Origin of the sequence: Mesorhizobium sp. M1A.F.Ca.IN.020.06.1.1 (assembly GCF_004023265.1) — a bacterium.
Classification (GTDB): domain Bacteria; phylum Pseudomonadota; class Alphaproteobacteria; order Rhizobiales; family Rhizobiaceae; genus Mesorhizobium.
Window position 1 is genome coordinate 1 of sequence record NZ_RZSR01001596.1, and the last position, 705, is coordinate 705.

Below are 705 nucleotides of genomic sequence, written 5' to 3' on the forward strand. Positions count from 1 at the left end.
GCATGGCGCCGACAACATCCGCGACTTCTTTCGCGTCTTCCTGCAGATGTCGGTGGTGCTCACCTTCGCCGGCGCGCAGCCGGTGGTGAAGGTCGGCCGCGTCGCCGGCCAGTTCGCCAAGCCGCGCTCCTCCGACAGCGAGACCAAGGCCGGCGTGACGCTGCCGAGCTATCGCGGCGACATCATCAACGGCATCGAGTTCGACGCCGCGTCGCGCATCCCGGATCCCGCAAGGCAGGAGATGGCGTATCGCCAGTCGGCGGCGACCCTCAATCTCCTGCGCGCCTTCGCGCAAGGCGGCTATGCCAGCCTGGAGAACGTGCATCGCTGGATGCTGGGCTTCGTTGCCGACAGCCCGCAGGGCGAGAAATACGAATCGCTCGCCAACCGCATCACCGAGACGATGGATTTCATGCGCGCGGTGGGCATCACGTCGGAAACCAATTTCGCGCTGCGCGAGACCGATTTCTACACCAGCCACGAGGCGCTGCTGCTCGGCTACGAGGAGGCGCTGACCCGCGTCGATTCGACTTCCGGCGATGGGTACGCGACTTCGGGCCATATGATCGGGATCGGCGACCGCACCCGCCAGCCCGACCATGCGCATGTCGAATATTGCCGCGGCATCGAGAATCCGCTCGGCCTGAAATGCGGTCCGTCGCTGACGCCGGACGGCCTGCTGGAGCTTATCGACCTGCTCAACCC

General features: G+C 65.7%; 1 protein-coding gene. It reads left to right on the forward strand.

Annotated elements, in window-relative coordinates:
• Positions 1-705: 3-deoxy-7-phosphoheptulonate synthase (locus tag EOA60_RS35765; RefSeq protein ID WP_164899914.1), on the forward strand; the 705-nt coding region annotated here is incomplete at both ends.